This is a genomic window from Cryobacterium psychrotolerans, from assembly GCF_900101115.1.
Taxonomy (GTDB): domain Bacteria; phylum Actinomycetota; class Actinomycetes; order Actinomycetales; family Microbacteriaceae; genus Cryobacterium; species Cryobacterium psychrotolerans.
The window spans coordinates 89,745-101,903 of the sequence record NZ_FNFU01000003.1 but is presented as its reverse complement, the minus strand read 5'-3'; the positions used below and the strand labels follow the sequence as shown (position 1 = coordinate 101,903).

Genomic DNA, 12,159 nt, shown 5'->3' with positions numbered 1-12,159 from the left:
ACATCTCAGAAGCTATCATCCCGGGTCCGGGCGCCGAGTCATGTTGCTAGGGTTGTTTTTCGTGAGCATCCCTTCGAACAATCCCCTCGCACCCGGTTCCCTCACCGGCAAGCGCGTCCTCGTCACCGGTTCCTCCCGCGGAATCGGAGCTGACACCGTCGGATACTTCGCGGAGGCCGGCGCCGACGTCGTGATCAACTTCCGCAACAAGGAGGCACGGGCGAAGAAGCTCGCCGACGCCATCCGCGCGGCCGGCGGCACGGCCATGACCGTTGGCGCCGACCTGACCGACCCGGATTCCGTCGCCGCCATGTTCGATTCGATCCGCGCGGAACTCGGCGGCCTGGACATTCTCGTGATGAACGCCTCCGGTGGCATGGAAAGCGGCATGGCCGCCGACTACGCCATGCAGCTCAACCGGCACGCGCAGGTCGATCTGCTGCGCCGAGCCATCCCACTGCTCGGGCCGGGCTCCCGCGTGGTGTTCGTGACCAGCCACCAGGCCCACTTCATCGAGACGACGGCGACGATGCCCGAGTACGAACCGGTGGCCCGCAGCAAGCGCGCCGGCGAGGACGCCCTGCGCGCCCTCATCCCGGAACTGCAGGCAGCCGGCATCGGATTCGTCGTGGTGTCCGGGGACATGATCGAGGGCACGATCACGGCCACCCTGCTCGAACGAGCCAACCCCGGTGCGATCAGCGCCCGGAAGGACGCCGCCGGCCGGTTGTACAACGTGAGCGAATTCGCCGCGGAGATCGCCCTGGCCGCGGTCGAGCCCGTACCGGAGAACAATACGCGCTACGTTGGCGACACCACCGACTTCAACGGCGGCTAGAAGGAGCGATGGATGAAGGCGCCCGACCTCCCTCTTGTATCGACGGTTTCACGGCCCACCATCCACCCCGACGGCAGCCGGGCAGTCTTCTCGCTGGTGCGCCCTGATTTCACTGCCGACGACTACCTCGGCCAGCTCTGGACGGTCGCCCTGACCGGCAAGCCCTCTCCGCGCCGAGTAACGCGGGGCCACCGCGACACCGCCCCGCGCTTCTCACCGGATGGACGCCTCCTCGGCTTCCTCCGCACTTCCCCCGACGGACCCGCTCAACTGCACGTTGTCGCCGCCGCCGGGGGAGAGCCCGTCCAGGTGACAAACGCGCCCCTCGGCGTCACCGACTACCGCTGGCGCCCCGATTCCCGGGTCCTGGGTTTCGTCGCCCGTGTGCCTGAACCCGGCCGCTACGGCACCGTGCCCGGGATCGATCCTGGTTCCGAACCCCCGCGCCGGATCACGACCCTGCGCTACCAGTCGAACGGTGTCGGTTTCACGGTCGACCAGCGCGCCCACCTGTTCCTGGTCGACGTGCCTGACGTCTGGGCCGAGCCGCCGGCGGCCCCGGCGCCCTCGCCGGGCGACGAACCGGCCGGCCTGGCCGGGGGCGACGGCGTCCCGCTCGGTTTGCCGCAGGCGCGCCAGGTCACGGCCGGTGATTTCGACCATTCCGGCCTGGCCTTCGCCCCCGACGGCACGAAGCTCCTCACCATTTCCGCCCGCCACGAGGGCCGGGACCGAGACCTCGCTACCGAGCTGGTCGAACTCCTGCTCGACCCGGCGGGCGCGTCGCCCCGCGTGCCGGAGCGGATCGCCGTCGGAGCGGAGGCCGGCCTTCACATCGGCCAGGTCGCCTGGGCGGTCGACGGCACCATTTACGCGCTGGCCGAGGCCGTGGGGGAGAGCGGGCGGGACTTCGTTGCCCGCACCACCGGGCTCTATCGCATTCGCGGGGAGGAGGGACCGGTCCGGCTCACCGAGCCGGAAGAGGTTGACCTCGACAACCAGATGGAGCTGGGCATCACGACCGACGGGCTGGTGCTCGCGCACAGCAAATCGCGCGGCCGCGTGCAACTGGTCAGCGTATCGGCCGACGGCGTGGTCCTGCAGGTGACGGACAGCGCCGTGGTCGTGTCCGGGGTCGACACCGTGGGGGAGAACACCGTCTTCGCCTTCCAGGACGCGCTCACCGCCGGCGACCTCGCCCTGGCCGAGACCCCGCGGCTTCGGCGGCTCACCGATTTTTCCGCGCCCCTGCGCGGGACGGGAATGACGTCCGCGCGGGAACTCACCGTCGCCGGCCGGGACGGTTATCCCGTGCACGGATGGGTGGTCGCGCCTCCCGGGCCCGGCCCGCACCCGGTGCTGCTCACCATCCACGGTGGCCCTTTCGCCCAGTACACGGTCGCGCTCCTCGACGAGGCCCAGGTCTGCGCGGATGCCGGCTACGCGGTCGTGATGTGCAACCCTCGCGGCTCATCCGGGTACGGCCACGCACACGGCCGGGCCATCCGGCAGAGCATGGGAGTCCTCGACCAGGCCGATGTGCTCGACTTCCTGGACGGCGCCCTGGCCGAGGACCCGTCGCTGGACCCGGACCGACTCGGCATCATGGGCGGCTCCTACGGCGGGTACCTGACCGCATGGACCATCGCGCACGATCACCGTTTCGCCGCCGCGATCGTCGAGCGCGGCTACCTCGACCCCGAGGCATTCGTGGGGACATCGGACATCGGGGATTCGTTCACCGATGAGTACGTGGGCACCGATCCGGACCTCGTGCGTGCGCAGAGCCCCCAGGCCTGCGTGGGAGCGGTCAGGACGCCCACCCTGGTCATGCACTCGGCGCTGGACCTGCGGTGCCCGCTGTCCCAGGCCGAACGGTACTATTCCGGGCTCAAACGCGGGGGAGTGCCCGCCGAACTCGTCATCTTCCCCGGCGAGAATCACGAGCTCAGCCGCGGGGGCAGCCCTCGGCACCGCCTTCACCGATTCGACATCATCCTCGACTGGTGGGCCCGCCACCTGCCCACCGCGGAGAACCCGGGGGCCGTGAGCTGAACGGGCCCCTCCTGCCCTCGGTTCAGCGCGATTCGCCGTGCGTGCGTGCGCGCTTGCCGAAGGTGAAGGCCTGGACCAGCTGGATGACGCCGGAGCCGACCAGGAAGATTCCGCCGATCCAGACCAGCACGCCCAGCGACTCGATCGGCGTCAGGAGCAGGACGGTGCCGGCCACGATGGCGACAATTCCGAAGAGCCAGCCGAACCACCTGCTGGAGTCGTGGGACGTCTCGACGAGGCCGACAACGCCCTCGATGATCCGGGAGATCCCGATCACCATCGTGAGCAGGGCGAGCGAGCTGAGTCGGTTCCTGATCCCGATGATGCCGGCGATGACCAGGAGCACTCCGAGCAGGATGCTGAGCACGCGGCCGCCGACACCCGCTCCGCCCGTGAAGATTCCCCGTGACAGGGACCGTTGCCGCGACCGCGCCGACGCAGGAGAATCTGATGTACTGCTCGAAGCTGGTTGGATCGAGCCAGGCGTCGCTGGCGGAGACCGCGAAGCGGCCCCGCCTAACAAGGGGAGACACGATGAGCCTGGCCACGAGAACCGACACGCAGTCACCTGCGCCGCACGTTGCCGACAGTCACGATCTGATCCGCGTGCAGGGCGCCCGCGTGAACAACCTCAAGGACGTCAGCATCGAGATCCCGAAGCGCCGGCTGACGGTGTTCACCGGCGTCTCGGGCTCGGGCAAGAGCTCACTGGTGTTCGGCACGATCGCCGCGGAGTCGCAGCGGATGATCAACGAGACCTACAGCGCCTTCGTGCAGGGCTTCATGCCGACGCTGGCCCGGCCGGACGTCGACGTGCTCGACGGACTGACCACGGCCATCCTCGTCGACCAGGAGCGGATGGGCGCCAATGTCCGCTCCACCGTCGGCACCGCCACCGACGCCAACGCGATGCTGCGGATCCTCTTCAGCCGGCTCGGCCGGCCGCACATCGGCTCGCCCCAGGCGTTCTCATTCAACGTCGCCTCGGCGCACGGCGCCGGGGCGGTCACCGTCGAGCGTGGGTCCAGCAAGGCGGTGAGGCAGAGCTTCTCCATCACCGGAGGCATGTGTCCGCGCTGCGAGGGCATGGGCACCATGAGCGACATCGACCTGTCTGCGCTATACGACGACTCGAAGTCGCTGGATGAGGGCGCGCTCACGATCCCGGGCTACTCGATGGACGGCTGGTACGGCCGCATCTTCCGCGGCTGCGGCTGGTTCGACCCGGACAAGCCGATCCGCGAGTACACCAGGAAGGAACTGCACGACCTGCTCTACAAGGAGACGACGAAGATCAAGGTCGACGGGATCAACCTGACGTACCTGGGCCTGATCCCGCAGATCCAGAAGTCCTTCCTCTCCAAGGACGTCGACGCGATGCAGCCGCACATCCGCGCCTTCGTGGAGCGCGCGGTCACCTTCGCGACCTGCCCCGAGTGCGGTGGCACCCGACTCAACGAGGGCGCACGGTCGTCGCGGATCGCAGGGCTCAACATCGCCGACGCCTGTGCGATGCAGATCAGCGACCTGGCCGCGTGGGTGCGCGGTCTCGACGAGCCGTCGGTGGCGCCGCTGCGGGGAGCGCTGCTGCGGACCCTTGATTCGTTTGTCGAGATTGGACTCGGCTATCTCAGCCTCGACCGACCGTCGGGCACGCTCTCGGGCGGCGAGTCACAGCGCGTCAAGATGATCCGCCACCTCGGGTCCTCGCTCACCGACATCACCTATGTCTTCGACGAGCCGACCATCGGGCTGCACCCGCACGACATCCAGCGGATGAACGAGCTGCTGCTGCAGCTGCGCGACAAGGGCAACACCGTGCTCGTCGTGGAGCACAAGCCGGAGACCATCCAGATCGCCGACCACGTCGTCGACCTCGGCCCCGGGGCCGGTACGGCGGGCGGCACCGTCTGCTTCGAGGGCACCGTCGAGGGGCTGCGGGCCAGCGGCACCCTCACCGGCCGCCATCTCGAAGACCGTGCCACCCTCAAAGACACCGTGCGCACCCCCACCGGGAAGGTGGAGATCCGGGGCGCGAGCGCGCACAACCTGAAGGACGTCGACGTCGACATCCCGCTCGGGGTGCTTGTCGTCGTCACCGGCGTCGCCGGCTCCGGTAAGAGCTCGCTCGTGCACGGTTCCGTCCCCGCCGGCGCCGGTGTGGTGTCGATCGACCAGGGCGCGATCCGCGGCTCGAGGCGGAGCAACCCGGCGACGTACACCGGACTGCTCGACCCGATCCGCAAGGCGTTCGGTCAGGCCAACGGCGTGAAGCCGGCGCTGTTCAGCTCCAACTCCGAGGGCGCCTGCCCCACCTGTAACGGTGCCGGCGTCATCTACACCGACCTGGGCGTGATGGCCGGCGTCGCCACCATCTGCGAGGTGTGCGAGGGGAAGCGGTTCCAGGCATCGGTGCTGGAATACCACCTCGGCGGCCGCGACATCAGCGAGGTGCTCGCCATGTCGGTCACCGAGGCCCTGGAATTCTTCGGCGCGGGGGAGGCCCGCACGCCGGCCGCGCACGCCATCCTCGACCGGCTCGCCGACGTCGGGCTCGGCTACCTCAGCCTCGGCCAGCCGCTCCCGACGCTGTCCGGCGGCGAGCGGCAACGGCTCAAGCTGGCCACCCACCTGGCCGAAAAGGGCGGCGTCTACGTGCTCGACGAGCCGACCGCCGGCCTCCACCTCGCCGACGTCGAGCTGTTGCTCGGCCTGCTCGACCGGCTCGTCGACTCCGGCAAGTCGGTCATCGTCATCGCCCACCACCAGGCGGTCATGGCGCACGCCGACTGGATCATCGACCTCGGCCCCGGCGCCGGCCACGAGGGCGGCCGGATCGTCTTCGAGGGCACACCCGCCGACCTCGTCGCAGCCCGATCCACCCTCACCGGCGCGCACCTCGCGGCCTACGTCGGCGCCTGACCGGGCTGCGGAGGCTTGTCCGGCGGGCCGGCGCCTTCCGCACATTATGTCAAAAACATGGGACCTGCAGGGAGATTTGTCGAGGGTGGATGTCTGGACCACCGGCACGCCGCTGGTCGGCGTCGAGCCCCCGTCGCATTTGCTGCGGCTGCGGGTGCGGCTGCAACTGGATCGCACATTCGCGAGGGCGCACACGCATTTCTGCACCGGCAGATGGTGCGCAACATCCCAATCACCAAGCCCCGGGAGCCCGAACTCCTTCTAGGCATTATGTGTCCGATAATGCACATTATGTCAAGTCGTGAATTGGGTATGCGCAATGCCCGGCCACTCCCTGCTCTGCCTCACCCCTATTCAGCACCGAAACACGGCTGTATAGTGACGCCACGCCACGCCAGGTCAGGCGGTGCTGAAGAGGTGGGGTTTCGTGATCGACCAGCGACCCGAGAGGAGAGCCGAGTCCTTCGAACGCCTGTTCTCCGAATACGTCGCGCACTGACGCTCTTCATCGTCCTGTTGGCCGGCCTGGTCGCCCCGGTCACCCTCAGCCGGCTTCCGATCGGAAGCACGTCGCTCCTCGTGATGATCCTCTACTATTCCGGCGAGAGCTGCCTCCGATAGCGCTGAAGCGGGTCCGGCAGCTGATCCAACTGCACGACATGATCCGCGACTCCCCCACCAGTACGAAACGGAGACAGGCGCTGAGCCATGCGGTGGGATCGTTGATCATCCCCACGATCACGTTCTTCGCCGCGGTGCTCGCCCAGGAATACGCGGCGCGTGTCCTGGACAACCTGCTCCCGTAGTTCCTCGATCTACTCCCCCGGGCCTCATCCCGAATCCGGCGAGAAGTCGTTACTCCGGTGCGGGCGACCTGCCGCGGCGCACCATGCCGAACTCGTTGACCGGCTCAAAGGCGTCGCGGTCCCAGGCCCCGGGGTGCGGGACCGGACAGACCAGGATCGTGTTCGCCACCGAATGGTCGATCGTGTGCTCGCGCATGGAATGGCCGCAGATCGGGCACTCCTGCAGGTTCACGGCGTGCTCGGCCTCGTAGCTGCCGACGGGCGGAGAGTCGAAGATGGGGCGCAGCTTGCCTTCCACCCATTCGAAGAGGTGTGTGCGCGAACCGCTCCCCTGAGTTTTCTTGTGCTGGACCATGGCTCCACAATACGCCGATTGGACTCCTGGTCCCAGCTGTGCTACGCGCTCACGATCCTGACTCATCGAAACCCGATTCGATGAGCCGCACCAGGGCCGTCACCGCAGCCTCCGCCTCTGCTCCGGAAGACGATAGCTTGACCGCTGCCCCGCAGTTCAAACCCAGGGACATGATGCCGAGCAGGCTCTTGGCGTCTTTGCCGTTCACCGTCACCTCGGAATCGAAGGAGCTGGCCAGCGTGACGAATTCGGCTGCCGGCCGCGCGTGCAATCCGTCCTTGTTGCGCAGGATGACCGTGCGCGTGATCGCGGTGCCGGCGGCGGCCGCGACCGCGCCCGCTTCCTCCGCGAGGGCGCGTGCGGAGTGGGCCGCCCGTACGACGGCGGGGAGGTCTCCCCCGGTTTCGGCGGTCACCGCGGCGGCAACTCCCCCTTCCACCAGCGGGGCGTCGACAATGTGCACCCGGGAACGCACCTCGTGGCCCAGAAAATCGCGCGCGGTCTCGGCGGTCAGGATGGCCGAGCCGAGGTCGCACAGAATCGCAACGCCCGCCCCGGAATCTGCCGCCGTGATCGCCTCGATGACCTTGGTGAAACTCGTGCCAATCCCCCCGTCATCGGTCCCGCCGGCGGGAACCAGCGTCGTCGTGGCCGCCATCTGGCGGGCGAGATCGACGAGCCCCTCGGCAATCTTCACGCTGTGCGAGACGAAGACGAGACCCACTTTCCCGGGTGTTCCCGTCACGCTACCCCCGTGCCGCGGCGTCGGCTGCCGCCCGCAGGAGCAGCGCGGAGGATTGGGCGCCCGGGTCGCGGTAACCGGCCGAACGCTCGCCGAGGTAACTTGCCCGACCCTTCCGCGCGACGAGCGGCTCCGTGGCCACGGCTCCGGCCTCGGCCGCGCAGGCCGCTGCCAGAAGAATGGCCCTCTCGTCCGCGCCGCCCGCCGCAGCGGCGGCCGCGGCGTCCACGGCCGGGGTCCAGGCGTCGACCATGGTCTTGTCGCCCGATTCCGCCTTGCCCCGCAGCACGATTCCGTCCCGTGCCGCCGTCAGCAGCGCAACGAGAGCGGCCCCGTCCAGCGTCGATGCGCCGGCGACCGCGAGGGCACCCTTGAGGAAGGCCGTCCCGTACAGGGGTCCGGCCGCCCCGCCTACCGTTGAGATGAGCGTGGTGGCGACGAGCTTGAACACGTCCCCCGGATTGGCCTCCGGCGGCAGGCCGTCCAGCTCGAGCAGAACCGCCTGGAACCCGCGGTCCATGTTCTCGCCGTGATCCCCGTCACCGATGTCGCGGTCGAGGATGATCAGCTCCAGCCTGTGCTCGGCTATGACATCCGCACCGTGCCTGATCCAGGCTTCCGCCCACCCCACGCCCAGACCCACGCGATCTCTACCTTCCCCATCGCAGCGCTGCGGTGTGCACGGGTGCGTCCCAGAGTCCGGTCAGCTCATCATCGAGCTTCAGCACCGTGATGGACGCCCCCTGCATTTCGAGTGATGTCGTGTAGTTGCCGACGAGCGAACGTGTGATCGTGATCCCCTTTTCGGCGAGGACCTCGGCGGCTCGTCGAAAGACAATATACAGCTCGACCTGCGGGGTTCCGCCCATCCCGTTCACCATCAGGAGCACGTTGTCGCCGTTGACGAAGGGAAGGTCGTCGAGGATGGGCTCGAGGAGGCGGTCCACGATGGCGTCTGCAGGTTCGAGCCTGATTCGTTCCCGGCCCGGTTCGCCGTGGATGCCGATGCCGATCTCGATCTCGTCATCGGCGAGGCTGAAGCTGGGCTCTCCCGCGTGCGGCACGACGCAGGGGGTCAGGGCAACGCCCATGGTGCGAACCCGGGAGATCACCTTCTTGGCGACCGCGACGACCGCGGCGAGGTTGTCTCCCCGCTCTGCGGCGGCACCCGCGATCTTCTCGACCAGGACCGTGCCGGCCACCCCTCGTCTCCCGGCGGTATAGAGCGAGTCTTTCACGGCGACGTCGTCGTTGACGAGCACCGACCGCACCTCGATGCCTTCAGCCGCGACGAGGTCTGCCGCGGTTTCGAAATTGAGCACATCTCCGGTGTAGTTCTTGACGATATGCAGCACACCCGCTCCCCCGTCGACCGCCTTCGTCGCGTCGACGATGGGGTCCGGCGTAGGCGAGGTGAAGACCGCTCCCGGCACAGCCGCGCTCAGCATCCCCGGACCGACAAAACCTCCATGGAGTGGTTCGTGGCCGCTGCCGCCACCGCTGACGATGCCGACTTTGCCGGCGACCGGTGCATCTGTGCGCACAATGACGTTGGGATCGTGCGACACCCGGACAAGGTCCGGGTGGGCGGCGCCGAAGCCGGCGACGGCCTCATGGACGACGTTCTTCGGATCGTTGATGAGCTTCTTCATGACCGTCCTTCGGATCTGTGGGCGCCGGAGGTGCTGGGCGACGCCCTGCGCCGGGTTTCTTCCGCTCCGTGTTTCTTCCGCTACGGGTTTCTTGCGCTCAGTGGCGCACCGCTCAACCTACGCGAGGAGCGCACGACCCGAAAGGGCCCGGAGACGCCATGCAGCTCTGTCATTACAGCCCAGCGCGGCGCGCGCTAGTCTGGGCCGCAACCTGTCAACACGAAGGGCCGGATCCCCCATCCCCAGACTGAGTGTGGAAGGTTGACGTGGACAACATCGGTGTGGTTTTCCTGTCGGAGGTCGTCGGAACGGCCATCCTCGTTCTCCTCGGCTGCGGCGTTGTCGCCAACGTCGCGCTCGCGAAGAACAAGGGCTTCGGCGGAGGCTTCCTCATGGTTGCGATCGGCTGGGGCCTCGGCGTCTACGCCGGTGTGATCGTCGCCTACAACTCGGGCGCGCACCTGAACCCGGCGGTGACGCTCGGCCTCGTAGCCTCCGGCGCCACCGAGTTCGGCTCGGGAGTGCCGGTCACGTTCCTGTCGGTGCTCGTCTACATCGCCGCCGAGATGCTCGGCGCGATTCTCGGCGCCGTGGTCGTCTGGCTTGCCTACAAGCAGCACTTCGACGCCGAACCGGATGCGGGCAGCAAGCTTGCCGCGTTCTCGACCGGCCCGGCCATCCGTTCCTACGGCTGGAACCTGGCCACCGAGATCATCGGCACCTTCGTGCTCGTCTTCGTCGTCATCGCCTTCGGCGGCGGACGCCAGGGCGAAGCCGGCGGCCTCGCCGCCCTCGGCGCCCTGCCGGTGGCCCTGCTCGTGATCGTGATCGGCACCTCGCTCGGCGGCCCGACCGGCTACGCCATCAACCCGGCCCGTGACCTCGGGCCGCGGATCGCGCACTTCCTGCTGCCGATCAAGGGCAAGGGCGGCTCAGACTGGGCCTACTCCTGGGTGCCGGTCGTCGGACCGGTCATCGGCGGGCTTCTCGCCGGCTGGGCTTCGGTCGTGCTGCTGCCGATCCTCAGCTGACTCGCCCCACAGCTTCACCAGCCACAGTCATACTCGTCACCACCCCCTCGCAGTCTCAACAAAGGAGTTCAGAATGGCCCAGTACGTCCTCGCCATCGACCAGGGAACGACAAGCACGCGCACGATCATCTTCGACAAGACCGGTTCGATCGTGTCCAGCGGGCAGAAGGAGCACGAGCAGATCTTCCCGCAGGCCGGCTGGGTCGAGCATGACCCGAAGGAGATCTGGGACAACACCCGCGAGGTGATCGGACAGGCGCTCTCGAAGGCCAACATCACCCGCCACGACATCGAGGCGGTCGGAATCACCAACCAGCGCGAGACCGCCGTCGTCTGGGACAAGACCACCGGCATCCCCGTCTACAACGCCATCGTCTGGCAGGACACCCGCACCCAGCCGATCGTCGACCGGCTCGCCGCCGACGGCGGGGTGGAACGGTTCAAGCAGAAGGTCGGCCTGCCGCTGGCGACCTACTTCTCCGGCACGAAGATCGTCTGGATCCTCGAGAACGTGCCCGGCGCCCGCGACAAGGCCAACAACGGGGACCTGCTCTTTGGCACGACCGACTCCTGGGTGCTCTGGAACCTGACCGGCGGCGTCGAGGGCGGCGTGCACGCGACGGACGTCACCAACGCGTCCCGCACGATGTTCATGGACCTCGAGACCCTGCAGTGGGACGACGAGATCCTCGGCATCTTCGACGTGCCGAAGTCGATGCTGCCCGAGATCAGGTCCTCGTCGGAGGTCTACGGCGTCGCGAGCGGGCACAGCCTGCTCCGAGAGGTGCCGATCGCGGGCATCCTCGGCGACCAGCAGGCCGCCACCTTCGGCCAGGCCGCGTTCGACCAGGGCGAGGCCAAGAACACGTACGGCACCGGCAACTTCATCATCTTCAACACCGGCACCGAGATCGTGCACTCGAAGAACGGGCTGCTGACCACGCTCGGCTACAAGCTCGGCGATGACGCGCCGCACTACGCCCTCGAAGGCTCCATCGCCGTGACCGGGTCGCTGGTGCAGTGGTTGCGCGACAACCTCGGCCTGATCGGCTCGGCCGACGAGATCGAGGCCCTGGCGAAGACGGTCGACGACAACGGCGGGGCGTACTTCGTGCCGGCGTTCTCCGGCCTGTTCGCGCCGTACTGGCGCTCGGATGCCCGCGGCGCGCTGGTGGGCCTGACCCGCTTCGTGAACAAGGGCCACATCGCCCGGGCGGCGCTGGAGGCGACGGCGTTCCAGACCCGCGAGGTGATCGACGCGGTCAACGCCGACTCCGGCGTTCCGCTGACCGAGCTCAAGGTCGACGGCGGCATGATCGCCAACAACCTGCTGATGCAGTTCCAGGCCGACCTCCTCGGCGTCCCCGTGATCCGGCCGGTGGTCGCGGAAACGACGGCGCTCGGCGCCGCCTACGCGGCCGGCCTCGCGGTCGGCTTCTGGAGCGGGCTGGACGAGCTGCGCGCGAACTGGCAGGAGGACTCGCGCTGGACTCCGTCGATGGACACGGCCGAGAGCGACCGCCTGCTGCGCAACTGGAAGAAGGCCGTCACCAAGACCCTGGACTGGGTCGACGAGGACGTCCGCTAGCAGCGCCGCCCCCTCCCTTCCTCGCGAAACCCGGCGGCCTCCACGGCCGCCGGGTTTCGGCGCATCCGCATCCATCCGCATCCGCCCGCATCCGCCCGCATCCGCCCGCATCCGCCCGCATCCGCCCGCATCCGCCCGCATCCGCCCGCATCCGCCCGCATCCGCCCGCA

Annotated in this window: 11 protein-coding genes; 6 read left to right on the top strand and 5 right to left on the bottom strand. The window is 68.3% G+C overall.

Going from position 1 to position 12,159, the window contains the following annotated elements; translation table 11 throughout:
* The first annotated feature begins 61 nt into the window (after window positions 1-61).
* Both BLQ39_RS03790 and BLQ39_RS03785 read left to right on the top strand, forming a co-directional pair.
* Window positions 62-838, top strand: coding sequence for an SDR family oxidoreductase (locus BLQ39_RS03790; RefSeq protein WP_370255022.1), 777 nt, complete (start codon window positions 62-64; stop codon window positions 836-838).
* A gap of 12 nt (window positions 839-850) precedes the next feature.
* A complete protein-coding gene (locus BLQ39_RS03785; protein ID WP_092321871.1) occupies window positions 851-2,893 on the top strand; it encodes an alpha/beta hydrolase family protein in 2,043 nt (680 codons plus the stop codon).
* A gap of 22 nt (window positions 2,894-2,915) precedes the next feature.
* Here BLQ39_RS03785 and BLQ39_RS15760 read toward each other — a convergent pair whose 3' ends face one another.
* On the bottom strand, window positions 2,916-3,260 hold the full coding sequence (locus BLQ39_RS15760; RefSeq protein WP_167738536.1) for a DUF308 domain-containing protein: 345 nt from the start codon (window positions 3,258-3,260) through the stop codon (window positions 2,916-2,918).
* Window positions 3,261-3,427: 167 nt separating this feature from the next.
* Between BLQ39_RS15760 and BLQ39_RS03775 the strand changes: the two genes are divergently transcribed.
* Together BLQ39_RS03775 and BLQ39_RS15755 are read left to right on the top strand one after the other, a co-directional pair.
* Complete coding sequence (locus tag BLQ39_RS03775; protein WP_092321867.1) at window positions 3,428-5,815, top strand: ATP-binding cassette domain-containing protein; 2,388 nt, start codon at window positions 3,428-3,430, stop codon at window positions 5,813-5,815.
* Window positions 5,816-6,474: 659 nt separating this feature from the next.
* The gene (locus BLQ39_RS15755) at window positions 6,475-6,621 is read left to right on the top strand and encodes a hypothetical protein (protein WP_167738537.1); all 147 of its coding nucleotides are present in this window, start codon (window positions 6,475-6,477) and stop codon (window positions 6,619-6,621) included.
* Between the two features lie 49 nt (window positions 6,622-6,670).
* Here the strand turns inward: BLQ39_RS15755 and BLQ39_RS03770 are convergent, their stop codons facing one another.
* The 4 genes from BLQ39_RS03770 to dhaK are packed head-to-tail and all read right to left on the bottom strand — an operon-like array spanning window position 6,671 to window position 9,370.
* Window positions 6,671-6,976, bottom strand: coding sequence for a hypothetical protein (locus tag BLQ39_RS03770; RefSeq protein WP_092321866.1), 306 nt, complete (start codon window positions 6,974-6,976; stop codon window positions 6,671-6,673).
* 49 nt (window positions 6,977-7,025) lie between these two features.
* A complete protein-coding gene (gene dhaM, locus BLQ39_RS03765; RefSeq protein WP_241986929.1) occupies window positions 7,026-7,721 on the bottom strand; it encodes a dihydroxyacetone kinase phosphoryl donor subunit DhaM in 696 nt (231 codons plus the stop codon).
* 1 nt (window position 7,722) lies between these two features.
* Window positions 7,723-8,361, bottom strand: coding sequence for a dihydroxyacetone kinase subunit DhaL (gene dhaL / locus BLQ39_RS03760; RefSeq protein ID WP_092321864.1), 639 nt, complete (start codon window positions 8,359-8,361; stop codon window positions 7,723-7,725).
* A 7-nt stretch (window positions 8,362-8,368) separates the two neighbouring features.
* On the bottom strand, window positions 8,369-9,370 hold the full coding sequence (gene dhaK / locus BLQ39_RS03755; RefSeq protein ID WP_092321863.1) for a dihydroxyacetone kinase subunit DhaK: 1,002 nt from the start codon (window positions 9,368-9,370) through the stop codon (window positions 8,369-8,371).
* Between the two features lie 266 nt (window positions 9,371-9,636).
* On the opposite strand from dhaK, the gene BLQ39_RS03750 reads away from it, so the two are divergent.
* Both BLQ39_RS03750 and glpK read left to right on the top strand, forming a co-directional pair.
* The gene (locus tag BLQ39_RS03750) at window positions 9,637-10,401 is read left to right on the top strand and encodes an MIP/aquaporin family protein (protein WP_092322112.1); all 765 of its coding nucleotides are present in this window, start codon (window positions 9,637-9,639) and stop codon (window positions 10,399-10,401) included.
* 73 nt (window positions 10,402-10,474) lie between these two features.
* Window positions 10,475-11,989 carry a glycerol kinase GlpK gene (glpK, locus tag BLQ39_RS03745; RefSeq protein ID WP_092321861.1) on the top strand — a complete coding sequence of 505 codons (1,515 nt, stop codon included), beginning with the start codon at window positions 10,475-10,477 and terminating at the stop codon, window positions 11,987-11,989.
* Window positions 11,990-12,159: the final 170 nt, after the last annotated feature.